The 26,560-nt window shown below is 29.9% G+C and carries 26 protein-coding genes; 3 read left to right on the top strand and 23 right to left on the bottom strand.

From position 1 onward, the window contains the following. Window positions 1–118 precede the first annotated feature (118 nt). Window positions 119–1,435, bottom strand: coding sequence for a serine dehydratase subunit alpha family protein (locus B5S50_RS18740; protein WP_217302531.1), 1,317 nt, complete (start codon window positions 1,433–1,435; stop codon window positions 119–121). Between the two features lie 225 nt (window positions 1,436–1,660). Between B5S50_RS18740 and B5S50_RS18735 the strand changes: the two genes are divergently transcribed. Then, complete coding sequence (locus B5S50_RS18735) at window positions 1,661–2,146, top strand: low molecular weight protein-tyrosine-phosphatase (protein ID WP_217302530.1); 486 nt, start codon at window positions 1,661–1,663, stop codon at window positions 2,144–2,146. Window positions 2,147–2,654: 508 nt separating this feature from the next. Here B5S50_RS18735 and B5S50_RS18730 read toward each other — a convergent pair. From B5S50_RS18730 to uvsE, 16 genes are all read right to left on the bottom strand, one after another. Further along, entirely contained in the window at window positions 2,655–3,869 is a 1,215-nt protein-coding gene (locus B5S50_RS18730; protein ID WP_217302529.1) for a hypothetical protein, read from the bottom strand. Window positions 3,870–3,939: 70 nt separating this feature from the next. Beyond that, the gene (locus B5S50_RS18725; protein ID WP_065077359.1) at window positions 3,940–4,356 is read right to left on the bottom strand and encodes a hypothetical protein; all 417 of its coding nucleotides are present in this window, start codon (window positions 4,354–4,356) and stop codon (window positions 3,940–3,942) included. Beyond that, window positions 4,349–5,188, bottom strand: coding sequence for a hypothetical protein (locus tag B5S50_RS18720; RefSeq protein WP_065077358.1), 840 nt, complete (start codon window positions 5,186–5,188; stop codon window positions 4,349–4,351). The genes B5S50_RS18725 and B5S50_RS18720 overlap by 8 nt, the downstream gene beginning before the upstream one ends. 123 nt (window positions 5,189–5,311) lie before the next feature. After that, window positions 5,312–8,251 carry an ATP-binding protein gene (locus B5S50_RS18715; RefSeq protein WP_217302528.1) on the bottom strand — a complete coding sequence of 980 codons (2,940 nt, stop codon included), beginning with the start codon at window positions 8,249–8,251 and terminating at the stop codon, window positions 5,312–5,314. Next, the gene (locus B5S50_RS18710) at window positions 8,241–9,377 is read right to left on the bottom strand and encodes a DNA repair exonuclease (protein WP_217302527.1); all 1,137 of its coding nucleotides are present in this window, start codon (window positions 9,375–9,377) and stop codon (window positions 8,241–8,243) included. The genes B5S50_RS18715 and B5S50_RS18710 overlap by 11 nt, the downstream gene beginning before the upstream one ends. 218 nt (window positions 9,378–9,595) lie before the next feature. Then, window positions 9,596–9,706: a transposase gene (locus B5S50_RS18705; RefSeq protein ID WP_217302526.1), complete on the bottom strand. Its 111-nt coding sequence runs from the start codon at window positions 9,704–9,706 to the stop codon at window positions 9,596–9,598. Between the two features lie 41 nt (window positions 9,707–9,747). After that, the gene (locus B5S50_RS18700; protein ID WP_217302525.1) at window positions 9,748–10,044 is read right to left on the bottom strand and encodes a hypothetical protein; all 297 of its coding nucleotides are present in this window, start codon (window positions 10,042–10,044) and stop codon (window positions 9,748–9,750) included. Between the two features lie 247 nt (window positions 10,045–10,291). Next, on the bottom strand, window positions 10,292–10,603 hold the full coding sequence (locus tag B5S50_RS18695; RefSeq protein ID WP_217302524.1) for a nucleoside triphosphate pyrophosphohydrolase: 312 nt from the start codon (window positions 10,601–10,603) through the stop codon (window positions 10,292–10,294). Between the two features lie 25 nt (window positions 10,604–10,628). Further along, window positions 10,629–13,121 carry a DEAD/DEAH box helicase family protein gene (locus tag B5S50_RS18690; RefSeq protein ID WP_217302523.1) on the bottom strand — a complete coding sequence of 831 codons (2,493 nt, stop codon included), beginning with the start codon at window positions 13,119–13,121 and terminating at the stop codon, window positions 10,629–10,631. 260 nt (window positions 13,122–13,381) lie between these two features. Next, the gene (locus tag B5S50_RS18685; RefSeq protein WP_217302522.1) at window positions 13,382–13,852 is read right to left on the bottom strand and encodes a UPF0158 family protein; all 471 of its coding nucleotides are present in this window, start codon (window positions 13,850–13,852) and stop codon (window positions 13,382–13,384) included. Window positions 13,853–14,114: 262 nt separating this feature from the next. Next, the gene (locus B5S50_RS18680; protein ID WP_217302521.1) at window positions 14,115–14,492 is read right to left on the bottom strand and encodes an HIT family protein; all 378 of its coding nucleotides are present in this window, start codon (window positions 14,490–14,492) and stop codon (window positions 14,115–14,117) included. Window position 14,493: 1 nt separating this feature from the next. Further along, window positions 14,494–14,616: a hypothetical protein gene (locus B5S50_RS21875; protein ID WP_302180674.1), complete on the bottom strand. Its 123-nt coding sequence runs from the start codon at window positions 14,614–14,616 to the stop codon at window positions 14,494–14,496. 251 nt (window positions 14,617–14,867) lie between these two features. Next, window positions 14,868–15,023, bottom strand: coding sequence for a PD-(D/E)XK nuclease domain-containing protein (locus B5S50_RS18675; RefSeq protein ID WP_217302520.1), 156 nt, complete (start codon window positions 15,021–15,023; stop codon window positions 14,868–14,870). A 70-nt stretch (window positions 15,024–15,093) separates the two neighbouring features. After that, complete coding sequence (locus B5S50_RS18670; protein WP_217302519.1) at window positions 15,094–15,486, bottom strand: HIRAN domain-containing protein; 393 nt, start codon at window positions 15,484–15,486, stop codon at window positions 15,094–15,096. A gap of 19 nt (window positions 15,487–15,505) precedes the next feature. Then, window positions 15,506–16,303, bottom strand: coding sequence for a J domain-containing protein (locus B5S50_RS18665; protein ID WP_217302518.1), 798 nt, complete (start codon window positions 16,301–16,303; stop codon window positions 15,506–15,508). Window positions 16,304–16,807: 504 nt separating this feature from the next. Continuing rightward, complete coding sequence (gene uvsE / locus B5S50_RS18660) at window positions 16,808–18,064, bottom strand: UV DNA damage repair endonuclease UvsE (RefSeq protein ID WP_217302517.1); 1,257 nt, start codon at window positions 18,062–18,064, stop codon at window positions 16,808–16,810. Window positions 18,065–18,545: 481 nt separating this feature from the next. Here uvsE and B5S50_RS18655 point away from each other — a divergent pair, with 481 nt between their 5' ends. Then, window positions 18,546–18,953: a DUF6143 family protein gene (locus B5S50_RS18655; protein ID WP_217302516.1), complete on the top strand. Its 408-nt coding sequence runs from the start codon at window positions 18,546–18,548 to the stop codon at window positions 18,951–18,953. Window positions 18,954–19,280: 327 nt separating this feature from the next. Here B5S50_RS18655 and B5S50_RS18650 read toward each other — a convergent pair whose 3' ends face one another. The 4 genes from B5S50_RS18650 to B5S50_RS18635 form a co-directional block, all read right to left on the bottom strand. Continuing rightward, complete coding sequence (locus B5S50_RS18650) at window positions 19,281–19,430, bottom strand: hypothetical protein (RefSeq protein ID WP_217302515.1); 150 nt, start codon at window positions 19,428–19,430, stop codon at window positions 19,281–19,283. 49 nt (window positions 19,431–19,479) lie between these two features. Continuing rightward, window positions 19,480–19,980 (bottom strand): YkgJ family cysteine cluster protein, encoded by a 501-nt coding sequence (locus tag B5S50_RS18645; RefSeq protein WP_217302514.1) that lies wholly within the window; start codon window positions 19,978–19,980, stop codon window positions 19,480–19,482. Between the two features lie 65 nt (window positions 19,981–20,045). Further along, the gene (locus B5S50_RS18640) at window positions 20,046–20,816 is read right to left on the bottom strand and encodes a hypothetical protein (RefSeq protein WP_217302513.1); all 771 of its coding nucleotides are present in this window, start codon (window positions 20,814–20,816) and stop codon (window positions 20,046–20,048) included. Then, complete coding sequence (locus tag B5S50_RS18635) at window positions 20,809–21,909, bottom strand: ATP/GTP-binding protein (RefSeq protein ID WP_217302512.1); 1,101 nt, start codon at window positions 21,907–21,909, stop codon at window positions 20,809–20,811. The genes B5S50_RS18640 and B5S50_RS18635 overlap by 8 nt, the downstream gene beginning before the upstream one ends. Before the next feature lie 294 nt (window positions 21,910–22,203). On the opposite strand from B5S50_RS18635, the gene B5S50_RS18630 reads away from it, so the two are divergent. After that, window positions 22,204–22,602, top strand: coding sequence for a (deoxy)nucleoside triphosphate pyrophosphohydrolase (locus B5S50_RS18630; RefSeq protein WP_217302511.1), 399 nt, complete (start codon window positions 22,204–22,206; stop codon window positions 22,600–22,602). Between the two features lie 9 nt (window positions 22,603–22,611). Here the strand turns inward: B5S50_RS18630 and B5S50_RS18625 are convergent, their stop codons facing one another. Both B5S50_RS18625 and B5S50_RS18620 read right to left on the bottom strand, forming a co-directional pair. Continuing rightward, window positions 22,612–25,512, bottom strand: coding sequence for a DEAD/DEAH box helicase (locus tag B5S50_RS18625; protein ID WP_065077342.1), 2,901 nt, complete (start codon window positions 25,510–25,512; stop codon window positions 22,612–22,614). A gap of 172 nt (window positions 25,513–25,684) precedes the next feature. After that, window positions 25,685–26,221, bottom strand: a complete 537-nt coding sequence (locus B5S50_RS18620) for an HXXEE domain-containing protein (protein WP_065077341.1) — start codon at window positions 26,219–26,221, stop codon at window positions 25,685–25,687. Window positions 26,222–26,560: the final 339 nt, after the last annotated feature.

The following is a 26,560-nucleotide window of genomic DNA, read 5'->3' as shown; positions in this document are numbered from 1 at the left end:
GAGAAATCGTTATCCAGGGACGTAGCTGCTCGCAACGTAAACTTGGAAAAGTGGGAGTATTAGAGCAGGTAGTCATCGGATAGACCTTCAGTGATAGCCTGTTCAACATCTTACCTTATTATATCACGTCATTTATGTAACTTGAATTAATCTTTCTTTTGTTTTCAAAAATCTCCACAATAGTTTTTTCGGTACCAATCATTCCTGGAGATGCAATGCAACCCATATTCTTCATGGTTTCTTCAGGAGTTTTACCATTAATGCCGTGTACATCATCAATATATATACCGTTCATTGCAAAATCTACAGCTTTATAGGCAGCATCTACAGCAACAATTCCTTTCATAGTACATCCCTGATTTCCCCCATCGCATATCATACCAGTAATACTACTAGCCATATTGTTAAGCACATGGGCCATCATATCTACAGTTCCACCTCGCAAATATACCAATGCACATGCCATTCCAGAACCTGCTGCTATTGCGCATCCACAAAAGGCCGAAAGCTTTCCAGAATACTCTTTAATATACATGCAAACTAAATAGCTGAGTGCAGTAGCACGAAGGAGTTGTTCTTTTGTATAACCATTTACTTTATAAGCTGCATACAAAGGCATTGTAGCTATAATTCCATGGGCACCAGAACCTGTAATACTCATTGCCGGCTTATCCAAACCAATTACACGGGCTTCAATTGCCGCATTGCAAAGTAAAGATGCAGTAGACTGTTCATTTTTAGAGATTTCCTTTCCTCCATTGTTTTTCAGAAGATGTCTGGCAAATGTTGTTCTAGGGTTCTTTAACCCTTCACCATATAATTTAAGATTAACTTTATAAGCTTCTTTTATAAAACTTATTTCTTTAATATCAACAGTTGTAATATAATCGTATAATTGCTGAAGAGTATATTTATGTATATCAAATACTTCTTTTGACAGCTCATCACCGTCATCCTCTTTTTCACCTTTTTGTTCCATTTCTACTTTTCCATTTACAATAATCTTTGTGATATTTGTATGAGAATCCTCTATGGTAACAACAGCTGTATCACTTTCAGTAATAACTGCAGCTTCTATAAATATTTTACTTGTAATTCCCTTAAGTTCAATTGTTACAGCACCAGATTTTACGAGTTTATGGGCTTCTATATTGTCCTTCTCTGTTACATTTTTCAATGCTTCGAGGCCTTTTTTTGCATCTCCTGCCACGTAACCCAACGCTGCAGCAAAGACATTGCCAACTTCGCTGCTGTTTGGTATACCACAGGTAAAGGCATTCTTATACATGCCGCTGTTCATTGCCACATTTATTTTTATCACATTTCCTTTTGTATAGCTTTTTGCTTTTGCTACTGCAAAGGCAATTGCACCTGGTTCTGTCACCCCCAATGCAGGCTTCATGTCATCTTTAATTAATTGTGTTAATTCATGCATAAACATTTCCTCCTTAAATTTATATAATTATTATGGAAGATTTAAATTCGCTTTTACAAAATATACTATGTCTAAGATATATCCCATAGTAAAAGCCTATGAATCTATATTCAGACACTCATTTACTACACTTAGCCTTAATTTTGTCTGCATAATAAAAGCATGATATAATTTATTTGTTATGTCAATTGAAAACAAAAATATTATTTAAACGAGGTATAATATATGATCAGAATAATGTTTGTATGTCACGGCAACATATGCCGCTCACCAATGGCTGAATTTGTATTAAAAGATATAGTCAAAAAACGCGGACTTGAAGATAACTTCTTTATAGCATCCTCTGCAACAAGCACCGAAGAGATCGGCAATCCTGTTCATAGGGGCACAAGAGACAAGCTTTCCAAATTCGGTATTTCAACAGATGGAAAATATGCCATTCAGCTCACCAAATTGGATTATGAAAAGTATGATTATATCATAGGAATGGACAGCTATAATATAAAAAATATTCTCAGAATAATTGGACAAGATTCTCAAAACAAGGTTACAAAGCTTCTTGATTTCTCAGATACTTCAGGGGACATTGCAGATCCCTGGTACACAGGTAATTTTGATGAGACCTATGATGATATAAAAATAGGCTGCGAAGCTCTTTTAAAATACATATCAAATAAAGCTTCATGTAAAAATGCTTCATCCTTGATATAACAGGGGTGAAGTAAATTAATTTCAATTACCAATATATGATATTAAATTTATACTAATGCATTTCCTTTTATCAATTCACGTCTTACTTCAGTACGTCAAGCAGACCATAGATTCTGTAAACCTGTTCATCCTCAACCAAATTTAGGACTTAAAGAAATATTTCTTCAACATCAATAGCTCCTCTAACATCATCCCTCTGCCAATCAGGCAAGCTTTATTACATCAAATTTTAACCACTACAGTACCATAAGACTTTGCACGTTCTATTATATACTGATGACAGGTGAACAAAAGCATCTCAAAAACTAATTATGCCTCAAGTATTGAAATTAGTGGAATAGCTTTAATATCTCTATATACTTTTTCATAATTATAGTATAATATCCAAGTATAATTGAATATTGGGCTATCTACTTTCGCACATCTTTGTAATTTATTAGAACTCTTTTCTAAAAACACCTTAAGCATACCTAAAAAGCTTAAAACAGCTGATTATTACTACTTTTATCTAATCCCAATCAGGATACTGCTGTGGTGATTCTCCTTTGCTCTCAATGATTTGGGGAGTAGATTCTTCATTTTCTATAAAGTCCATTACTTGTATTTTAAATTCCCACATATCACCAAAGTCAAATAAATATATAAATTGCTGACCTTTATAAATGTCCGCCTCTTCTATGGTTAATTCTTCATATTCATCACTTTCACCAAATGGATCAGCTGAATACAACTCTTTTCCTGTTCTTCTACTTGTGCCAGTATAAAAAGCATACATATGATCATTATCAAAATCAAAAGCTTGTTGAATTAATAAATGTAATTCATGAAATGTCGTATTATGAGATAGTTTTAGCACTCTCCAAAGATTCTTACCTAATAAAACTTTTAATATATAAGTTCCTTTTTTATTAATTTCAACATTACAATTTATAGTTTTGCTAATTAACTTAGGTTCAAAAACCATTGATATAATTTCAATAAATGCTTTATCTTCTTCACTATTCTTAAGATTCAATCTTTCTTTAAGAATACTTATGATATAATCTTCAATATTTATATAATCTAAAGCTGTTATTAAAGTTTTACTTATTTCTCTACCAAAATCTGTTGGCATAATACTTTTTATGGAATCATCGTATTTACTTTTAACACTATCTATAAACTCTAATTCACATATTCCTAGTATTCTTAATATCCTTGTAATCTTAGAATAATATGAAAAGAAACCTCCATAACCAACATCATTTTTAAATATTTTGCTATAACTATTAGTTTTACTAATTACATTTAAAAGCTCGATAAACTCGAAAACATTATGTCTTAATTCTTCTTCAAAATCATATGTAGTCCAAAAAACTTCAAGTAGAAATACATATTTTTCATAAATATTTAAGTTTAAGAATTCTTCTAAACAAACTGTTTTTATTAGTTTGAACTTATTTTTATTATTGATCTGTATTAAAAACAATCTACTTTTAACTGCTAATTTAAAAAATAAATCTATAGCTATATATTGTTCTTGAGTATAACTTGCTTTGATTGCAGTCCTTTGAAAATGCAGGTGAGAATTTAATTCAAAACAGAGGTTTTTACCTAAAACTTGAGTTTTATTTGATAAATCTGGATCTTTCTCCAAAATAAAATTTATAAAGGCACCAAAATCTTCTATAAATGGTAAGATATCTTTTTCATATTTAGATTTCATTATTAAAAGTGTATTCAACTATAGTGGTAACTCCACACTTGGAACAAAAACGCTGTTTATAATAAGTTGTTGTATGTTTGAGTATATGTTAAAAATTTTTGCTTTTTGAATAAAGTACTTCAATAATGTCAGTCACCTTATCAGAACTTAAAATTTTAGATAAATCTCTAATAAATTCTGTTTCATTATTACAAGTATAATCAATGTCTATATAATCTTCATTATTATTTACTGAAATAGCCACCGGGTAGTTAGCTTCTGGATTTGAATATACTGTAAATAATGTATAGGTATAGTTGTCTAATTCTGGAGATACTATGTTAAAACTTGTAGCAAGTTTATATTCCTGCACATCATCATTGCTTTTTAATCTTGTATTTATGATTTTTGCATATAAAACACCCTTTATAGTCTTTTCAAAATACCTTGCTTGTTCCTCTAGTATTAAATTAGGAGAATTAGATACTTTTTTATCAATGTCTTGTAAGTTCCATAAATTATCCATTATTTTTCATTACCTCCATATTGAATTCAAATTTAATTGGCAAATGATCAGATATTCTTTTTTTGTCAGGTATATTATTTCTACTTATTAAACTGTTTTTATTAATAACATCAATTATTTTTAACTTATTGATATCAAATTTATTTATTAAATCTGGTCTTAATATAACTTGATCATACGTATACCAATAGTAACTTTTCATTTCAGTTGAATAATAAAATGTTCCCTTAGACAAATTTGAAGCATTTCCCATAAGGTGCCACATCGGATTATAATAAAATTTTCTTTCTTCTTGTAAAACTTTTCTGCTTCTTCTTTTAGCAATTTCCGGACACATAACTGCATTAAAACTTAATGCTGAAATCATTCCACTATCAAAAGGATTCATATTAAAGTCGCCTACAACTATACTATTTTCAGTATTACGTTCTTCTTCAAGCTGCTCAAATTCCCTTATAATTTGCGAAGCATACATGTTTAAGTCATCTTTTTCTTGTTTATATCTGCTTGGAAGATGTAATGTAAAAAGTAAAGTTTTTTTATCTCCATCATTTATATTAAATGCTGAATAATATTTACTTTCTTTTATAACATTTATTTGCCCTTCTGTATTATGTAAAAGCATTATTCTAGAATCCTTATTAATTCTTTCAACCTGAAAAAACATACCTTCATCTCTTAATTTTCTTATCAAGTAATCTACGTCTATATTTTTACACTCTGTTAAAATCAATATATTGATTTTATTTTCTACACATACATCTACAATATATGAAGAAATATTATTATTACAAACATTCCAATATAGAAAATTTATCTTAAACACCTCCATAAAAATTCACCATTATAACAAATATTAATTATAGAGATTTGTAATTTAGTCTAATAATTATTATATTTATTTCTTTATAATCCAAATTTATAATAAAGTCAAATAGAAAAATTACTTATTACATCAAATTTTAACTGCCTCATTAGTATAATGCTTTGCTCGTTCTATTATATTCTGATGGCAGGTGAACAAAAGCAGTTGAAATTCATCCCCTTTTTGAACTGCATAATCAGACAAAAACTTCAAGGCTGCATCCATTCTTTCGTCGTCATACTGCATCAGCACATCATCTAAAAATAAAGGTAAATAAATGTTTTTATCAGAAATAAGCTCTGCAATAGCTAATCTTAATGCCAGATAAACCTGGTCAACTGTTCCATTACTCAAGTATTTCCATTCCCTATAGTGTATACCTGACTGGATAGAAATATCGTAATCTTTTGTTACAAGAATATTCCCGTATTTTCCATTAGTCAGGCTTTTGAATATTTCTGAAGTCTTCCTGTTTAACTGCGGTCCAAAACTCTTACGCACCTCATCTGAAGCTTCCTGCATTACTTCTGATGCAATTTTAAGACAATCAAAGTATTGTGTCTTTTCATCCATATCTTTTTCCTTTTCATCTATTTCTTCTTGAATCTGACTTGAATTTTTATCCGGTGTCTTAATTTTTTTCTGCAAATCGAAAAATTGTTGTTCAATATTTTGAGACGCAAAATCTTTCTGTTTTTGTTTTAATTCTTCTATGGAATAATTAATATCTCCTACAGACTCAAATCGTTTTATTGATGCTTCCAATTTATTTTTTTCCTCATTTAAATGATCAAGTGAAGGAGAATCATATCCCATTCCCTTTGCTATATTGAGCACTTCATATTTTTCTCTTTCCAATTGAGAAATTTTTTCTTGAAGCTTTTGTACTAAAACTTTAGCAGCTTCATAGTCCGGTGTAATTTCATATTCATTCACTTTATCCAGAAATTGTCCGGCTTTTTTTAAGTACTCTTCCTGAACCCTGGTAACAGCATCATGATTTTTCATGTTGGAAGCATACTCCAGATATTTATTTTCATATTTTTTTATCGATGTACACGATTTTTCATTCATTTTTTCTTTAATTTCCAGTTCTACAGCATTATAAAGTTCCTCAATTTTATTTCTATAGCTGACAGCATCTATTTCTTTTAAATCTTCCGACTGTAAAACTGTAATTTTTGCTTCTGCATTTAAGTTTGAATTTCCCGAATATTTTTCAAGCATATAGTTCAATTCCTGGGAAAAAATGCTTTTTCTCGTATTTAGATAATTTAAAGCTATATCTTTCTCATTTTTCAGCTGTGAACATTTATCCATTGAATTCATGTAGGCATTATTATTTTCTATTAACGATTTTAACTTTTCTTCAATTCTATCAATTTTACTTGAAATATCCGCTATTTTATCCTCATAATCTTTTGTCCTGTCAGAAACCCTCCTGTCTTCCCTTTCACTTTGAACTTTGAGATTTTGCAATTCCTGCTTTAGATTACTTGTTGAATCATATTTATTGCCTTTTTCCGTTTTATCACTTTGTTTATCGGACTTGATTGCAAATACACCTATTCCAGCGGCAAGAACAACTCCAATTGCTGCAAGTGAACTGATTTTTACTGCAAGTATAAGTGAAATGACGCCAAGTATAACACTAAAAATCAGTAATAAATTTTTATTCTGGCTTTCTTTACCTGATGTTTGTGTCAATTTGCCCTGCATTGACAATTTTTCACTTGTAAATTCAATATGCTGCTCTCTCAGTTGTTTTTCGGAATTCCACTTTGCCCTGTCTTTTTCAAAGTCTCTTGTAATCTTCTCTTTATCTGCTATTCTGGTACTCTTTTCTTCTTCATAACTTTTATAAGCTTTATGAAATTTTTGCAATTGCCCTGCCAGTTCAGTTTCTTTTCTTAACAGTGTTTCTGCATTTTGATAACTATTTTTTGCTTCTATAAAAGACCTGAACGCCGGTAAAAAACATTCATCAATTCTCTTTAGCAAGTCTTTAAGTGTTTTTTCCTTGCTGACCAGTTCATTTAGACATTTATACTCCTTTTTACTTACTGGAATAAGCTTATTTCCATTACAATCTTCATTTTTAATTGATCCTTTCAGCTTTTCCAGGCTTCCGCTTACTTTTTCACTTTCATCCATCAGTGAATTGCATTCCGTTAAAAATGCCTTAAGACTTTTAAATGGAATATTTTCTTTTTCTAATTTTTTTTCTGATTCAGTGTACCCCATTATTTTTTCAATAAGAGAATTTACTTGCTTTAGTCTATTTCTATTTGTATTTAGCTCCAGCAAGTCTTTAATATTTTTTTGCTCATTCAACTTTGTTTTCAGGCACTGATATTCTTCCATGTTTTTTTTCTGTTCATCTTCAAGTATTTGAATATCCACCAATTCATTATGCAAAGAGTCAATTTCATTTTTAGCTTCAACGAGTATTCCCTTTTTTCCTCTCTTAGATTCCATATCTTCTATTGCATCATTAATACGGTTTATCACCAATTGCTGGGATACATTTTCGTCTCCTGAAAGAACTAAATTTGACATCAATTTTTCTGCAACTTCATCATTATTCCCATTGGAAGAAAAACTTCCGATATTACTTATATAAACACTGCGTTCAAACCCGTCCAAATCAAGGCCAAAAAATCTTTTTCCAATCTCTTCATTTTTACCAAAAGATACTTCCTCTCCAGTGTCCATATTGATGAGTTTTACTTTATCTGCTCCAGGAGTAGCCCCCATATCTTTCTGCAGGCGGTAACATGTTCCATCATGTTCAAATTCGATTGCTCCATTCATCATGGAACCATCCCATGGCTGGTATTTCTTCCTCAGATTTTTATTTATGTCCTTGCCCCTTTCCAGTTTGCTGTAAAACATTATTTTAATAAATGCCATCAAGGTTGATTTTCCATCCTCATTTTTCCCGTATATCAGTTGAAAACCATCTTTTAATTCTAATTCATAGTCCTTGAATTTGCCAAAACTGCCTATCTGCAATTTATTAATCTTCACTATATTTTACCTCCCCGAAAAATGCCTTCAATCCAAGTCTGAGTGCCTTGTTTAATTTTTCTTTTTCATCAGGTCCTGCATCATTTATTCGTTCCATCATCTTCCGTATAAAAATATTCCTAAGTGTCGTTTCCTCCGGAACCGCGTCAAAATCTATCTTTACTGTAGTATGATCTTTAATTTTAACAAAGAATATCTCATATAAAATTGCCTTGATATCATCAATATCAATACTGACATTGTCTGCAATCATTCCCTCCAGAATCACCTTGTAAAGATTTTCTGAATAATTTTCTTCACATCTTGACTTCATTTTATCCAGTATAATATCCGCAGCCATTTTTGAATTCTTTGCATCAGAAATGTCTACATGAAGTTCAACATTCATACGCTGGCACAATCTACGGTATTTTAGCCTGCACAGCCCTTTTGAAACTGTCCCGATGTAGACACCTTTTTCATCAATCTCATCAAATCCCCTTCCTTCCGGGCATCCTGAATAGGCATAATATGTATTGCCAGCTTTTAATACTTCAGTCTGTTTATGAATATGTCCTAAAGCAACATAATCAACTTTGCTATTTTTAAGCTGCGTTTCTGTAATTGGATTGTAATTGCTCTTTTGATGCGGGGCGACAAGTTCTCCGTGAATTACACAGATATTAATTAACTCATCATCTGGAATGGTAAAATTTTTCAACATGGAATCGACTTGATATGTTCCCGTAAAAGCTCCTCCCCACAGACGAACTCCCAATTTTTCAAGTTCTATTTTTTCTAATGCACCTTTAAAAATAATGACATTACGGGGCCAGAAATCCTTTAACAAATACGGTGAATCTTCAGTAATTGGATCATGATTTCCCGGTGCAATTGCAATAGTAGTATCTTCCAGTCCTGCAAACCCATTTTTTATTTCTTCCAGCATAGTTTTCTGAACATGAACATTATCAAATAAATCTCCCGCTATCAGCAATAATTGTATTTTTTCATCCTGACATAATTTTAAAATATTCAAAAATGTCCTTTTAACTTCAGCCCTCCTTGTCACTGCTTTTCTTCCCAATGTTGATAATTCTGCACCAAGGTGCATATCTGCACAATGTAATATTCTTATTTCTTTCACATTCATACCTCCATAGACAATTAATTCTCTCATTTCATTTAACTCAATATTAGTCAAATTTGATTTTAATGTAATATTGAGGCAACACGTTTAAAATACGTTAAGGTTATTCGTGGTAAAAAAACTGACAAAAAAGATGCGAAATGGATTGCTGACTTGTTTAAAAAAGTTCTACAAGAATTCTGAATAAGATTGTTGAAAATCCTTTTTGCAAAGAATTACACTCCATAGGATTCCCTAAATGTACCAGGAATTTTTTGCTTTACTTTTATTATGCGAATATCACGTTTTACTTGATTGTCATCAAATGGCATATCAAAGTCATTCATAAACCTGGGTATTTCATCCTTATATAAGATTTATATCCAGTTTAAAATTCTACAGGTGTTGTAGTCTTTCCTGTTTTTAGTACATGAGTATTACTGATTTTTATTTTTTCTGGCGAACATGGTATTATTCTTCCCTTTTCATCTTTGCTTATAAAAATTACTCCTTTTTCAAACTTACCTTGCTCAAAATCTTCTCTACTTCTATAACCATACATTCTTGAATGTTGCAGTACGATATCTTGCTGCATTTTTTGAGGTAATCTACCATAATAAAATCCTATAAGATTAACTATAGTAATATATAAAATGCTTATGTGCTTCAAACTTATTTTTATCATATTATAATAATGCAAATGTATAGATGTTTCGCAGGTGAAAACATCCTTTAATTATTTCCAATATAAATAAAAACATAACTATTCAGCTATACTAATAGCATACCTAATTTTTAGATATAACCAAAATGGTTATCACAATAAAAATATAACTTTTTAAAAAATTTAAGCTAATAGGCTTTCCTATGGATGCTCTCGTCATTTCAAAATGTTTAATGTATATTATTTTTTAATTTTCATACTGATAGTACTACTCATAAACCCTCTCCAACACAATTCCATCTTTAAATCCACCACGTTTTTCTTTCTTCTGCAACCTCATCTTCATCAAATCCTCTTCACTATACCCCAAATTCTCAGCCAAGCCAAAAAGCACTTCCATAACATCCGCCAATTCCTCTAAATTCTTATCCTCTAAAAATTCCTTAACTTCTTCCTCTAACTTAACTTCAAGAAGCTTATAGTGTTCCTCCTTATCTGCCTTCCTAACATCAAATTTCTTACCTGCAGCTTCTATTACCTGTGGTATTTTATCACGAACTAATTTATTATAAGTCTTCATTATATTAACCTTCCTTTACTCATTCTCACTTTTTCTTATTTTCTACTCTATTTTTATAATACTCTCTTGTTCTAAAATCTACTGCATCTTTAAAATGTTTCACAAAAGCTTTATTTGCTTTAAATTCCTCTAAATTTTCATTTAAACAGAAATCTTCTTTATCAAAATAGAAAAACTCTTTTTCAGTTTTAGCCAAAAACTTCAATGGATTATCCTTTGCCAGCTTATACCACTGCTTTTTATCCCAGTTTTTAAAACCTTTTGTAGATTTCTGATTTAACAAATCTATTGCATTTGACCCTTTTGCATAGAAGTTTTTAAAACTATTATAAATATCTTCTTCATCTATACTTAATTTTAAGTTTCCATCATTATAAAAAGCTAAAAGTACAGGCATCTTATAGGTTTTAGACATAGATGTTCTTTCTATCATATTTATAAATTCTTCTGCCTTTGTTCCCATAAGCTCAGCCTCATCTTGGTGAAGTTCCTCAATATCCTTTAAAAAGCCTAAGTAATTTCTAAAAGGATTTTTATCTGATGCATTTTTTATTCTATTATATATGTCATTTTCAATATAAGTTATAAACTCCACTCTTGTAGGTCTGCGTCCTAAGTCTTCTTTTATCCTATAATATTCCTCTTTTATTATATCCTGAAGCCTTTTACCCTGCTGTTCCATTTTCTTAAATATGTCCACAAGCCTAAAATCAAAGTCTACAAAACAGTCTTCTGGATATTCTTCTTCATCTGGTATAGTTCCTGAGCTTATAGAATTCTTTGGTTCCCCAGTAAGAAATAAAGGTACAAGATTTGCCTTTTTATAGTTTCCTATAAAATCTAATACATTTAAATATCTCTTTTCCTTATACTTACGAAGCCCCCTTCCAAGCTGCTGCAAAAATACTGTTGGTGACTGTGTAGGTCTTAAGAACATGACAAGATCTATTGAAGGAATATCCAGGCCTTCATTAAACATATCCACTGAAAATATTACCTTTATTTCACCTTTAGCAAGTTTATTTACTGCTTCGTTTCTATCTACACTACAGTCAGAGCTTCCTTCACTTACTACTGCACAAGCTTTTACACCTTTACTACAAAAGTATTCTGCCATAAATTCTGCATGCTTTCTTGATGAACAAAATCCTAAAGCTCTTTGACTTTTGTATTTACTATAATGTCCAATTATTAAATCTGCTCTTTTATTTATCATTAAAGCTTCTTCCAGCTTGTTATTATCATATTTACCATTTTTATAATCTATAGTTTCATAATTTACAAGTTCATCATATATTCCATAATATCTAAAAGGCACAAGCCACCCTTTATTAATGGCAGATTTCAGCCTAACTTCATAAGCTACATTGTTATCGCATAATGCAAATACATCTTTATTATCCAATCTTTCTGGAGTAGCTGTTAAACCTAACATAAATTTAGGCTGAAAATAATCAATTATATTTTTATAATTTCCTGCAGCTGCATGGTGAAATTCATCTATTACAATATAATCAAAAGCATCTTTAGCAAAATGCTTATCATTTAAATATTCAGGCTTTCCAAGAGTTTGAACTGTTGCAAATATAAAGTCGCTAGTATTATCTTTGTTATTACTATAAAAAAAGCCTATAGACTTATCTGGCCTTACATTCTTAAAAGATACTGCCGCTTGATTTATTATTTCTTCTCTATGAGCCACAAATAAAATTCTATTATAATCCTTTGAATCAAAAGCAGCTAAATACGTTTTTCCTATACCTGTAGCTGCTACTACCAGACCTTTATCATACCCCTCTTCTCTTCTTTTCTTTAATTCATATAAAGCTTCTATTTGTGCTCCCCTTGGTTCATAAAATTCAATTAGATTATTGTCCTTCTTTAAAGAAACATTTTCATTATCATCTATATGTTTGTATACCTTAGGTCTTACCCAACTTTCCGAATACTTTCTCATTTCTTCTTCATCTATTATTGTGGAATTATTTAAAAATAAGTCCTCGAAAGTACTTTTAAAGCTGTTAAAATCATCAATATTCTTATCTTTATTTAATCTATAATTCCACTCAATACCGCTAGTTAATGCAGATCTTGATATATTGGAGGAACCTACATATAAATCTCCATCCTTTTCATACTCAAAAATATATGCCTTTGGGTGAAATGACTTGTTAGGTATATTATAGAACCTCAAATCAACCTTATCTCCCATTATATCCTTTAACATATACAAAGCTTGTGGTTGAGTTATATTTAGGTAGTTACCCGTAAGTATTCTTATAGGTATGCTTTTATTTACTACTTCCTTAAGTTCTTCTTTTAAAAGCTTTACTCCTGACTCCATTAAAAATGCCACTATTATATCAATGCTTATAGCTTTCTTAAAGGATTCCTTAAGCTTAGGCAGCAAATAATTAGTGTCACCAGTAATACAGTTGGAATTTTCTATTTCTTTAGCTGTTATTGCGTCTACAGATATATAATCATAATTATTTTCTAATTTCAACTTTTTTGTCATGCTTTCACCTCTTCCAAGGTAGAATATTTTTATAATTTTACAATTTCACAAATCCATAAAATTTATTTGCCGCAGCTATATTAATTGCTCTTTTTATATAAAATTTCAAATTATACTGTTATTTTATAACATATTCATCTCTTTTTACAGTGAAAAAATGGAGACAAGTACTAACTCTTCTATAAAAGTTTATTAATAAAACTTCTAAAAGCTAAAACTTATCTCTAATTAGAATTTAAAGATGGATATTTTCCCAATATCTACTTGTTATCAATTTCCACTCCATTGCAACTGCACCAATCCAATGCAATTTTTCTCAAAGCTTCATCTCTAAACTCATACCATTTTTCTTCTATGCTAAGCCTGAAAACTGTGTCCTTAAATCTTCTAAAAGCTCCTTTTCCATTTAACGCATTTAATAGTTGGTTAGATATTTTATCATTATCCAACAAATAGCAAAATTTAACCATAATATCATACTCATTAATATCAAACTTTGATGGTAAAGCAATATAATAATTCCAGTTTTCTTCAACATCAATAGCTCCTCTAACATCATCCCTCTGCCAATCAGGTAAACTTTCTAAATCTTCCATGCTACAATCCTCAGCTAGTCTTCTTGTTTCATCATCCACATAAGTAATTTCACCTGTCATTTTATTATAATAATTGCTATCATCATTAACTAACTCCATAGCTTCTATAATATCTTCTAATTTAACTTTTTTCATCACTACAGCCCTCACTTTTAATTTATCATAAAGACTTTTCAAGGTATGAATTATCCTTTACCAATCTCCGTAACTACAAAAAATTTAATTAAACCATTACTTCAAATATCTTTTTTCCATCTTATTTAATCCACGCTGCAATATATTTTTTATTTCTATTAAATTTGAAAGAGCTTCTTGTATTTCTTCACAAAGTCTTAAATCATCCTCTACTGTAATTATTTTATATATGCTTACACACTAACGTTGCAAATATTGTATTTTACCCATCATACTCAACTAAAGCCTTCTTTAAGTTTCTAACTCCCCCTCTAGGATTTTCTACATCTCCCTTATATCTAGGGATTAGATGAACATGCAAATGCTTTATTGTCTGTCCAGCATAATAACCAATATTAACTCCCACATTGTATCCTGCCGGTTCATACTGAATATCTAACATTTCCTTAACCTCATACATAAGGCTATATATAGCTTTTATTTCTTCCTCTGAGGCCTCAAATAAAAATGGAAAATGTCTTTTTGGTATTATCAAGGTATGACCTTCATTTACGGGAAACCTATCCATTATAGCAAAAGCAAGCTTATTTTCTGCTATTATTTCTGATTTGTTGTAATTACAAAATATACAATCTGTCATTTTAATCCCTTTCTTCTCTAATTTGAAGCTTAATATTCTTGATATCATTTACTCCACCTAATATAACACTTTTAGAAGTTATGTCTTCTTTTGAAACCATAGCTAAATATTTATTTCTAAGCACTCCTAAAAACTACATAAATACTCTATTGCCACTACTTTTATCTACCTCATCAATGATTAAAACCATATCGTTATCATATTTATCAATCATATCAGTAATATTTTCAGATAAATCATTAAAATTTCTTGTTTTACTTTCGTAACCTTTTAATATCAACCATAAGATGTTTTTCAGGTATGCATAAGCCTATAACATTAAATTCTTTTTCCATAATATTATCACCACCACCTACATACTTATTTTATCAGCTTCTATGCCCTAGAAATCATTACTTCCTTACCCTTAAAAATAATTGCAATTTCTATTATGTTTTTTACATCTTTATCAATTAATTCTTCAGAATACTTCATGTCTTGTATTTGATTTAATGCCTCTACTTTTCCCTGTTCCATTGTTTCCTTTGACAACACATTTATTTACTTTAATTTATACTTTCAAATGATATTCTCTGCTTTACTGCAATTCCAGTCTTATTATTTAAAAATCACTCATAAAAATATCTGCACTTATCTCCAAATACTCATATTCAATTTCAGTAATTATACCATACAACAGCTTTCCGCCATCCATGAGCCTGGATATAACCTCATTTTTTGCTTTTGGCACATACCCTAATTTTCTATTTTTAGCATCATATATTTCTATAGCCAAATTATCATATTGATTTTTGGACTCCCTTTTTAACAGCAGCTTGTCTTCTACATTTAGTTCATCCTCTATGCTGTGTGCTTCATAATAATTCAAACCTGCAATCCATATATTTAATAAAAATATCTCATTAGTATATGGCATAGGTAAATTTCCTGTAGAAAAGGAATTTATCAGACTTGTCCCTGAAGTATTAATTTTAATTAACGCCTTGTCATCCATACTTCACATCCCCTAAAACTTATTTAAATTCGCTAAGTATAACCTTTAATTTATCCCTATAGGTTTTCAAAAACTGAATATTTATCTGAATTTCATCAATTTTGTCTTTCACCCACTGATCATTTGAAATCTCCTTTTCAATTGTGAATGGGAACACTTTCTTTATTTTGTCTATCTTATCCAGACATTTAAAGGCTAAATTCTTTAATTTTTCAATTTTATCTTCTATACTTTCATCTTGTTTATCTAATAAATCACCCATATTTTTGTCTTCCACTAAATACATCAAGTTCTCTAATTCTTCTAAGTCTCCATTCTTATAAGCCTCACAAACCCTTTGCCATAAAAGTTTGTCCCTTTCATCACATTTATGTATATCCGGATGCAAAAGCTTTATAAGTTTTCTATATAAGCTTTTAAATCTTTTGCTTTCTTCATCAGAAAGCTTTGGTAATTTCGCAAATATTTCTGCATCTTTTATCTGCTTGGAAAAAGCATTAATCTTCTCATGCCAAACCCTCAATTCTTCTTTCATAACTTGTTGGATATATTCTTCTGACACAACTTCTCCCCTATTTAATGCTGATTGTCTAAGGGATATTTCTTTTTTCAAATCCCTTATTTCAAAATTTAAGTTCATTCTGTCCATTTCATACTTTCCAATAGAACACATATATTTTGTTTCTATATTTACCTTTTTCACATTTAAAAGGAAATCTTTTTCCTCTATAAGTTTGGAAAGCTGCTCTATCAATGATTTAAGAAGTTTCTTTTTTCTTTCATATTCTATATTAAAGCCTACCCTATTCTCTTCCATTTCATCTACTCCTTAAGATAATAATAAAAACAACTCACTAAAATTTTTTTCTATAACTTATTCTTCATTGATTGCTCTTTTTACATAAAATTTCAAATTATACTATTATTTTATAACATATAAATTATTTTTTACAGTAAAAAAATGGAGATAAATACATCTATTATCCCTCCTTACTGCAAAGGTTCTATTTTAAATGGCAGCTCACTGTCCAGTACATACGTATAATTATTCCATAAACAGAGTTCTTAGTTTCAGGTGGAGTTTTTTTCTCCATCTGAAACTTATTAACAGGATTCTTAGTGCTTTAGCACTTAGAAGGCTTTAGCACTTAGAAGGCGTTATCCTTTAGGGGAAATCGTTATCCAGGGGCGTAGCAGCCGTTATCCTCCCACTTTATAAGAAAAGCAGATATTCCAAATCTTTGATTTGGTGATAGTCGCTTTCGCTGTGTGCGATGGGGGTATTACGGCTGGTAGCCATCGGATAAAATTATCACTAGCTTTAAAATATAAAATAATACGAATTCTTAAGATACCTTTCATCATATTTAACTGCCATCTTCCACAACTTATTTTTAACTACATTAATAGAAACTTCCCCTTTCTTATACTTATCAATGCTCCTAAGAAAACCTTCCTTTTCTCTACTATCCACTATATTTTTAAAATATCCCCATACATGCAGTGCAGCATTTATTGAATTACCCGGTATAACTTCCTCTTTCACAGCTTCATCTATATAATTATAAAATTGAACAACAGGGTAACTCTTTTTATCCTTAAGCAAATTTCTTATTTCTAAATAAACTTTAGGTGAACTTTCCAAAACAGTATACTTATACTTGCTCCATTCATTTTCAAGCTTGCTAATTCTTTTATCCTTGGTTATGGAATTTATGCATTTTACTGCTGAAAGGTTCTTATCTTTCACTTCAAGCATTATATCTATATCTTCTCTTTCCAAGCTTCCATAAAAATTAACAAATCTATCTACTGCTATAGTATTTGAATGTGAGCCCGGTTTCTTTGAAATATCCTGCTGTGAATAATGGATTTTCTGATATCCATCTTTATCCTTCCATGTATTTTTAGATTCATTTATCCAGTACAATTCACTTTTATCCTCATTAGATGGATTGATTTCATTATGCAAATTGTCAAAAATAACTGGTATACCTAGCTTTGTTCCTATTTCAATCACATCATTTATATTATAGGATTTATCATCATTTTCAATAACAAGTCTTCTCTTCACCCTATCATCCAAATTTCCATAATTGCTTATAAATCTATTTATTGCTTGCTTCTTGTCATTATAAACTCCACCAATATGAAGCACTATTTTATTCTCTGCATTAACCCCGAGACTATCTAAAACTTTAGAATGATAATTCAAATCTTCCACTGCTCTGTTTACTACATCTTTATTTGGAGAATTAAGCACAGTATATTGTCCAGGATGCATTGAAACCCTAATATTGTTCTCTCTGATCTTCCTACCAATTTTAGAAAATTCATTAGAGAATATGTCCCACCAATGCAGCTTATTTAAAGGACTTGATCCAAAAGATATTAAATCAGAACTAATTCTAAAGAGATGTATACTATTTTTAATGTTATACACAATCATATTTTCAAGAGATTTCAAATTATGTTCTATTATACCTAATAACTTCTCATCACATACATTTTTAGCATTACAGCTTTTTAAATTAGTATTTAAAACTCCTATAGTTAAACATGCATACCCTATACTCATCCTACCCACATCCCTCTCATTGAAACTATAGTACTTTATTTGTCATTTTTAGTGTACACTTCAATTTATCAATGAATCTTACTTAGTGGGAAAAGCAGATATCTCAAATCTTTGATTTGATGATAGTCGCTTTCTCTTTAGAGTTTTGTTTCTCCCACTAAGTTTAGATGAATTATCTAGGGGCGTAGCTACTGTTATCTCCCACTTTGGTAGAAGTGGGAGTGTTACAGTAGGTAGCCATCAGATAAACTATTTATGGTAACATTTTTTCACCTACTTGCAAGATATATTTAGTTTAGTCATATTAATTACTTATATACTATAGAGTTTCAAATTATACTGTTATTTTGTAATAAATTAATCTTTTTTACAGTAAAAAAATGGATACATACACGTGTTTTCACAAAACTTATACAGTATAAATATTATATGACTAAGAAAATACTGTAATAGAGGATGTGATAAAAGTGCATGGGCAGGTTTGTTTAATCCTAATAATTCAGGTGTTAACTTACATGTTTATTTTTGGCAGGTTGCAAATACAGGAGAATCACCCATAAGAGCACAAATATGGTTTAATAGTCAGCCATCAGGAAATTCAATAAGAGTTACAACAGTAACCCCTTCTAATACGGTCCTTTGTCCACCACCCAAACCAAGAATAGGATTCTTTGAAGCAATTAATGTAATTAATGAGCCCCTTGGAGGGAAAAAAGCATTTGTTAGAAGAGCCCTTCCAGATGTTACCGTCAGTGATGAAGAAGTTGGAAAGTTTATATTTCCTCCTGGGGGATCATTTTTAATTTTCTTGTCAAATCCTGAAACGCCTACTCAGTCTGCCAAAGCAACTGTTGGTTACGCGTGGTGGGAAGAAAAGATAATGTGTTAACAAATATAATAATATAGATGAATTATCTAGGGGCATAGCTACTGCTATGCACAGCATAAGAACTCTAAATCGCTGAAGCTCAAGAGTTCTTATATCTCCCACTTTGATAGAAAAACAGATATCCCAAATCTTTGATTTGGTGATAGTCGCTTTCACAGAGTGCATGGGAGTGTTACAGTAGCTGACTTACGGACAGTAAATTGGATTAAGGATGGCTATATTAGTTGTTCACATAGCCATCCTTATTGTAGACATCGGATAAATAGCAGCAAATCTTGTTCGTTTCACTTTGAATTTTTGAAAAGCGGCAGTTACTTTATATTTCAACTAATCAATATTTATATACTTTGCAAAATTATAAGATATTAAATTTCCTATTTTATTTTCTTTCCAGCCTTTCTCTTCATGAGAGTAATCAGAAATTTGTTTGCAATTAAAGTTTTTAAATCTCGCACTTACTTTTTTAGCAATTGCCATTGTTGCTCCTCCATTAGCTATTTAATTTTTTAAACATCTTTTGTCTGTATTAAATTCTCTTAAAACCATAAATTTTCTTCAATCTTTCTAGCATTTCAAAAACTACAGGACATACACTTGTAAAATCAACTATATTAAGCAAGCTAAATAATCTTTCTGGCTTATTTGTAAATGGATACTCCATACATCCTTCTGGTTTACATTTTTCAATCTCACAAGCACCATTTTTAGTTAAAAAACAACATGGTTTTCCTTTTACCTCATATCCATTACTAGTCTTCTCTATATACTTATCCATAAATTCTTCCTTGGTTATTTTAAGTAACATAGTAACTGGCTCTATTTCAGTTTCTTCAAAGCTTATTGCATACTCTTTACAACAATTTCTACATTTACTGCAATCATAATCTTTGAATAATTCATTATGTAATTCTAAAAATTGCTCATCTAACTCATCTGAATCTGCATGACTTTTTAAATATGTCCGAAATTTATAATTTTCTCTTTCAATCTTTTCGAATTCTTCTTTTATTTTTGATGGTTCTATCATAATATTTTCTCCTCATATTTAAAATCCAATTTCAAATTATTAGCACTCACATTTTCATTAATAACTTAAGATAGTAAAAGGTTGGGATTATATTCTATTATATAGAATACACAAGTACAAAGAACATATACAAATTTATCATTTTTTAGATAAAATAGCTGTTTTTCTAATATAAAATTTGAATCTATTAGCTCAATTAAATTAGCATTAATTACTATATCTTTCCATATAATAGATTTGCCAGTAGCCAAAAATATAGCCTTAGTGAGATTTTGCAAAATAATTATATTACATAAATCTTTACTTGCAGCAAATTTGCGATAATCATTACCCATACTTTCCTGTTGTACACGAAATTTATATTTTTTGTCTTGAAGCTCTTTCAATTTAACTTTTCTACTAAAATACTCATCATCTGGTATAGAACTTAAATGATAAAATGCTTCAATCATTGGGTAATTTAAATATAGTTTCCCCATATCTGAAGATTCACAAAAATAATCTTGCATTAATTTAATATTTTCAGGCACAAATTGGGGATCCTGTGGATCTAAATCAAAAATTAGTAGTATATCTGTATATCTCTTATCAAATATTTTTTTCTTCTCAATATTTTTTTCTCTAGCTTTTAATACTTGAAGTATATCCATATCCTCTAATCCATCAATACCATCTCTAAACATTTCTTGATAAAGTGTATATATATTGGTACAGTATGATACTATTTTATACTTAGCATCTATTTGATAAATATTAAATAGTTTCTCCATTACTTTTACATCTGTTTTAGCACCCTCTACCAAAACTAAAATATTCTTTTTTACTACCTTACTCATCAAATTCACCATTTATATAAAGCTTTTCTAAATTATGTCCTTCACGCAATTCTCTATTGGTAGCATTAGCCAATGATGTTAACTTATCTGTCGTTAATATAAAATAACAATCTGGACGCATAATCCTATTTGTCAAGAGATTAGTGTTATGAGAAGTTAAAATAGTTTGAAACTCCTTATGTTTTTCTAATAGCTGTACTATCATTTCTGAAAGTTCAAAATGATAATATGCATCAAATTCATCAATAAACAAAAATGATATATCTTTAGCCGTTGTGAGCCAATAATAAAGTGCATACAAAGCCTTAGTTCCATTAGAAGCAACTTTAAAAAACGGAATAGGAGTTTTTTTATTAAAGTATAAACGCTGTTTTCCATCAGGATCTTTTATAGCTACTAAATCTTCATTAACTCCTGCTGTATGAAGCAAATCCTGAAAAGTTTTCAAATAATCTTTTTCAAATATAAAGTTTATATAATCTTCACTTTCCTTTTTATAACCTATATATCTGTTTTCATCAAGACTTCGGAACCATAACATGTTATTTACAAAACGCATCAATTGCTTAAGAGGTGCAGCAGTACTAGATAAAGTATTATTAACTACATATTTTAAAATTGAGATATTCTCATTTTGGAATTCAAAATTCAAGGAAGGAGCTAATTTTTTAAGTCCTTCTAAATCTCCCGATTTTTTTGTATAATCATAAGTCATTATAACTTCATTATTTATTGAAATCTTTTCAAATGTTAGCTCTCTTACATCATTTTTTCGATACAAATAATCTATTTCTCCAGCTTCTAATTTGAATACATAATGAAACTCAGCAAAACCTGAATCTAAGTCTGCATTTAAATAGTAATCATATAAATCCGGTGTAACATTTTTATCAGCCAAATGTGTTGTAATATCGAATAGTGCTAGGCCCAAATTTGATTTTCCAACTGAATTTTTTCCATAAATTATTATTTTATTCAGTAAACCTTTACTGGCACACTGTTCATTAAATTTATAATCTCGTACATCTGAAAAGTCCAGCTGTATATTTTCTTTAAAGTTTTTAAAACCTCTTACTTCAAATTTTTTCAGCATAATATCACCCCCAAATTAAATTATACATTATTCTAGACTGAAATCAACGAAATTATTCAAGTTGTCGTAAAAAAATTACGGTAAATTAAGTTTATCTCTCTTTAGGTACAACATTCAATGTAACCTTTAAGCAGTTTTTATACTAATTTCCTTACCCTTAAATACGATTGCAATTTCTTGTTTCATTATATCCTACAATTTAATTTCTTTAAACAAAATATGTTAAGACCATTTCAAAATTGATTTATGAAACCCATCTATGCTAAACTTGTCTAGAAGAAAGGTGTGACTAAAATGAAGAAAACATTAAAAGTAGTTGGAGCTGTTATAGAAAATGAAAATAATGAAATACTATGTGCCCTTCGCTCTCCAAAAATGTCCCTACCAAATAAGTGGGAATTTCCAGGTGGAAAAGTTGAAAAAGGTGAAACTCTAAAACAAGCTATAGAAAGAGAAATAAAAGAGGAGTTAAAATGTACTGTAGAATACTTGGATGTATTTAATGACAATGCTCATGAATATGATACTTTTATAGTAAATTTGATTACTGTAAAGTGCAAATTAGTATCAGATACTCCTACAGCCAATGAACATTCTAAACTGATATGGCTAAAAAGAGAAAATCTCTCTTCTTTAAAATGGGCTCCAGCAGATATTCCTGCAGCTAAAAAGTTAATATCAGAAAGGGTATAGTAAAAAACACTATACCTTTTTTATAAACTCCGTATATAAATTTACTGAAATTTCATTTTGCAACTTTATTTTTACTGTTATAGGCTTTTCTCCTTCATATTCAACAACATTGCCCTTACCAATATAAATATAGGATTGTACAATACCATCTATTTGTTTATATTTCCTCACAAAAATATGTAAATTAACCTTTCTATCTTTGTTAAATATGATGTTTTTTCCCCTTTCAGAACTTTGAGCTGTATTATTAGGAGTTTGCCATTGAAAATACTGCCTGTCTAAAAACTTATCCTTATAATTTATCCTTTCATCTATATTTTCTTCTTTATGCAGATCCACAAATAAAAAATATTCTTTTCCATTAGTAACAAGTCCCTGTCCCCTAAAAGAAGTATGTATCTTGGTATAATTAGATAAAAGTGCTGCATCTATCATCTGGTATTGTTCATATAGCTTAAAAAATGGAACTCCATAATATTTATTGCCAAATTCCTTTCTATACCTTACAATGCCATAGTTTATAACATCTTCAATGTATATGATGTATTTTTTATTCTGCACTATTTTTTTGAAATTCCAGGTGGCACTTAAAACTCCATCCTTTAATTCAAAGCATTTTACATTATTTTTGAGTTCAGATGAATCATAATAACTTCCATTCAAACAATTCAAGCTGTGAATCACACTTTCGTAATCCACATTATCAATATACTTCAATATTTCACTTTTAGCATTTTCTACATCTATTTCATCACTATTTAACAGATATTTTAATATGCTGAATTCATATATTCTTTTTATTGGGAGACTTTTTGAAAGCCATTTAAGTATCTTTAAAAATTCTTCCTGTTCTAATAATTTTTTAAGTTCATCATCCTTTTCCATTTTAGCTACAAAACCTATATAAGTTTTTTCTTTACTTAGAAACTTTAATGGATCTGGCGAACCATCATATTTTATGTAATCCATCAATAGATAAGGTATCTTCCCACCATTCATCTTTTTAAATTCAAAGTACTCTTCCCTCAAATATTTCATTGAATTGAAATTTTCTTCATTTAACTGCTCTAGTATTCTTTCCTGAGATATTCTGTCCATTTGAATATTCGTACAGCCTGGAATGCTGGTAAACTGAGTTGCAACTGCCACTTTTAAGCTGTCTTTATCATAATACCTTGAACCATTTAATGCTATTGCAATTAGAAATGCCCTATTGTGATTTCCTATAAAGTCCAGTACCGTTAAGAATTCCTTATTTTCATATTTTCTAAGACCTCTTCCAAGCTGCTGTATAAATATTATAGGAGAGTTTGTTGGTCTAAGCATCAAAATCAAATTGACCGACGGTATATCCACACCTTCATTGAAAATATCTACTGTAAATATAACCTCTAGATCATCCTGATCTGACTCTAATTTTTTAATATAGTGGTCCCTTTCTTCTGTAGAATTTTCTCCTGTTAGGCATACACTTTTTATTCCTCTTTTATTAAACTCATCTGTCATAAACTCCGCATGATCAATTCCTACACAGAAACCAATGCACTTGCATTTTTCTCCGTCATATCCATAAAAATTCATCTTTTCAATTATAAAATCAACTCTTTCGTTAATCTTCAGTCTTTTGGATACTTCTGCTATATGATTAATTTTTACATCACTTAAGTCTACACCTTCAATATCAGTTATCCCAAAATAATGAAAAGGTATCACAAGATTTAATTCTAAGGCTTCACGAAGCCTTACTTCTAAAGCTATATTATCATCAAAAATATCAAATATGTTTTCACTGCCGCATCTCTCTGGAGTTGCCGTCATTCCTAATAGAAATTTAGGTTTAAAATATCCTATCACCTTTTGATAAGATGGACTTGCCGCATGATGAGCTTCATCTATAACTATATATTCAAACTCTTCTCTCTTAAATTGCTGAAAACTTGTACTCATAGATTGTATAGTAGAAAATAAATAATCAGCAGAGAAATCTTTACTGCTGCCAGCTAGGATACCTGTTGTTTTCCTCTTGTTTTTTACCAGTCTCTTAAAGGTTTTTTCTGCATTTTTTAAGATTTCTTCTCTATGTACCAGAAATAACATTTTTTGAGGATTACAATTTATAACATCAAATGCCGACATATAGGTTTTTCCTGTACCTGTAGCAGCAATGACTAAAGCTTTATTTTCCCCTGAATATCTTAACCTATCCAAATTCGCCATAGCCCTTTTCTGCATATCATTTGGTTTTATAAGTTCATAATCTGTAAAATCTATAGTTTTACTTTTTTCTACCTTTTTAAGTTCATTTATAAAGCTTTTATAACTATCTAGAAATTTTTCATTGACAATAGAAGTATCTTCCCACAATTTCAAATATTCTTCCAATACATATCTTGCAAAGCTGTCATCCTTTTTAGAAATCACTCTCACATTCCATTCAATATTACTCTTTAAAGCACGTTGAGTTATATTAGAAGAGCCAATGATTATTTTATATTCATCTTTATTTTCAAAAATATAGGCCTTTGTATGAAACCCTATTTCCTTAGTAGCCACAAATATCTTTAAATCAATATTACTAAATTTATTAATTTTTTCCAAAGCTTTAGGTTCTGTAAAGTTAAGATATGTAGAAGTTAATATTTTCCCATGAATTCCTTTTTCCTCAAGTTCTTTAAAGCTGTCGAGTAAAAGCTGAAGCCCACTAAAGTTAATAAATGCAACACTAAAATAAAATTTTTCACATTCACTTAAACTTCTTTTTAACTCATTTAAGAGATTACCTTCTTGTGAATTAATTATCAGTTTATTGCTTATTAAAAACTCTTTATTTTCTACTTCTTTAGGTTCAATACAAGATGTTTCTATTTGCTTTTCATGTACAGTATTTAATTCATCATCTAGTAACCCCATAACAATATCTCCCTTAGATTAAGTATTCTATTAGTATCACACAACAGCTTTTAATCTATTTTTTACTCCTATCAAATCTTCAAAATCATTACTTTTTTCCCTGAGGAGCAAGAATACTCTTTATAGTTTGGGACTCCTCTTAATTCGTGTTTTACCAAAATTTAGATTGTGTTCATTGGCTTTGCTGTTCATATTGCGCTAACCATTTGCTGAATACATCCATACCTTTGTGAATAAAAATTAAATTAACCACCATAATTATAAAGGATAAAATAGAGTACAAAACAACAGTATCTAACGGAAACAATTTCACTATATGCTTAATAATATAAATACATATAGGCAAACAAATAACGCTCGTAATAATAGCAGGGACATATTTTCTTACTATCAATGCTTGAAAACAATGTATTACTAAATGCAAAGTAAATGCAATAAACAATCCTACCCATAGGATATACCAATTCGTCACATAAGAAACAACTGTAATTATACTAATCAAAATAAATTCTTCTGCTACGCCAAATGCAAAAGATGCTGTTGTAATATTGTCAAAATGACACAATAACCTTTTTGATAATGTATGAAATCTTTCATATAAATAGCGTCTATTCTTACTTACCCACGATTGCATAAAAATTATTTCTTCAAAATCGTGAAAAATAAAAAGTATAGGAAACAGCCATACCATTACTTTTATATCATTCATCCTCATACCCTCTAAAAGCCTATTATATAAGTGATTTTCATGTGCTATTACAAATATGAATTACATTATAGTTCACTTACATGCTAATTATAACATTAACTTCAATATATTGTTATAATCAAACAAATACTCACATAAAAAGAACTATAAACAGATTTATTGCAAATCCACTTATAGTTCTTCTATGAATAAAGCACATAATAATCTAAGTTACACCATTATAAATAACAATATCATCCTATTATGATGTTTCCACCATAATAAAACAGTTCACTACCTATAATGATATATTCATTTCTCTGAAATACTTTACCTGCTTCCTAAAGAGTTTTAAAATTT

The organism is Clostridium sp. 001 (assembly GCF_019056555.1).
Classification (GTDB): Bacteria; Bacillota; Clostridia; order Clostridiales; family Clostridiaceae; genus Clostridium_B; species Clostridium_B ragsdalei.
Note: the sequence above shows the minus strand (reverse complement) of the source record. Positions and strands in the feature narration are given on the sequence as shown.